Source organism: Oleiphilus sp. HI0061 (assembly GCF_001635675.1).
Genome location: NZ_LWFE01001730.1, coordinates 1 through 1,177 on the forward strand (window position 1 = coordinate 1; position 1,177 = coordinate 1,177).

A 1,177-nucleotide genomic window follows, 5' to 3' on the forward strand; every position below is an offset into this window, starting at 1 on the left:
TGCGACTGAAAAACCTTCTCAGGGTGAAGTAATAGCTGTGGGTACTGGAAAAATTCTGGATAACGGTGATGTTAAAGCTTTGGCTGTAAAAGAAGGCGATATTGTAGTGTTTGGTCAATATGCTGGTAATACCGTTAAGATCGATGGTGAAGAGCTATTGATTATGAGTGAAAGCGACCTTTACGGCGTGATAGAAGCTTAGTACCGGTTAGCCGGTTCAGAGAATTATTTTAAAAGTGCCTAACTAAATAGGCAAACAGTTTAAGTAGGAAAAGTATATGAGCGCTAAAGACGTTAAATTTGGTGATTCGGCTCGTCAAGGCATGTTGGCCGGTGTAAACATTCTAGCAGATGCAGTAAAGGTAACTTTGGGCCCTAAAGGTCGTAACGTTGTATTAGACAAATCTTTTGGTGCACCGACGGTGACTAAAGATGGTGTGTCTGTTGCGAAAGAAATCGAGCTTAAAGACAAGTTCGAAAACATGGGTGCGCAGATGGTAAAAGAAGTTGCATCACAAACTAATGATGCTGCGGGTGATGGAACAACGACTGCAACAGTTTTGGCTCAGTCTATCGTTAACGAAGGTTTGAAGGCTGTTGCTGCGGGTATGAACCCAATGGACCTGAAACGTGGCATCGACAAAGGTGTGCAAGTTGCAGTTCAAGCGGTTAAAGGCTTTGCTCGTCCATGTGAAGATACTAAAGCGATTGCTCAAGTAGGCACAATCTCAGCAAACAGCGATAGCTCTGTTGGTAGCATCATTGCTGAAGCGATGGAAAAAGTAGGTAAAGAAGGTGTTATCACTGTTGAAGAAGGTAGTGGCTTCGAAGATGAGCTAGCCGTTGTTGAAGGTATGCAGTTCGATCGTGGTTACTTATCACCTTACTTTATCAACAATCAGGACAATATGAGTGCAGAGCTTGAGAGCCCATTTATATTATTGGTTGATAAGAAGGTTTCTAACATTCGTGAGCTACTTCCTGTACTGGAAAGTGTTGCTAAAGCAAGCAAGCCATTATTGATCATTGCTGAAGATATCGAAGGCGAAGCGCTAGCGACTCTAGTTGTAAACAACATGCGTGGCATTGTTAAGGTGGCAGCGGTTAAGGCACCTGGCTTTGGCGATCGTCGTAAGGAAATGCTACAGGATATCGCTACTCTAACGGGTGGTACGGT

2 protein-coding genes are annotated in these 1,177 nt (G+C 43.5%); both read left to right on the forward strand.

What is annotated here, in order from left to right; all coding sequences use genetic code 11:
- On the forward strand, positions 1–202 hold a 202-nt coding region (locus A3735_RS26540), incomplete at its 5' end, for a co-chaperone GroES (protein ID WP_068638965.1).
- 76 nt (positions 203–278) lie between these two features.
- On the forward strand, positions 279–1,177 hold an 899-nt coding region (gene groEL / locus A3735_RS26545), incomplete at its 3' end, for a chaperonin GroEL (protein ID WP_156499946.1).